This is a genomic window from Actinoplanes sp. NBRC 103695 (genome assembly GCF_030269485.1).
GTDB lineage: Bacteria > Actinomycetota > Actinomycetes > Mycobacteriales > Micromonosporaceae > Actinoplanes.
The window spans coordinates 1-255 of sequence record NZ_BSTL01000162.1 but is presented as its reverse complement, the minus strand read 5'-3'; the positions used below and the strand labels follow the sequence as shown (position 1 = coordinate 255).

Annotated in this window: 1 protein-coding gene; it reads right to left on the bottom strand. The window is 68.6% G+C overall.

What is annotated here, in order from left to right; all coding sequences use genetic code 11:
* The coding region (locus QSK31_RS48690; RefSeq protein ID WP_285692027.1) for a transposase at nt 1-255 on the bottom strand (255 nt) is incomplete at both ends.

Sequence of the window (255 nt, the reverse complement as noted above, 5' to 3'; positions counted from 1 at the left end):
TCGGGTCCTCGGCCCGCCCGGCCCGTTCCCGCGCCTGACAGCGCAGCAGATCATGGATGGCCGCGTCGGTGCCGTCATCGCGCCACAGAGCAAAGTAGTAGTACACCGCGGACCAGGGCGGCAGATCGTTCGGCAGGTACGCCCACTGACAGCCGGTCCGGTTCTGGTAGACGATCGCGTTCACGATCGCCCGCAGGTCGTAGCGGCCCTCATGTCCCGACGGCGACGGGCGTTTCGCCTTCCACGCCCGCAGGA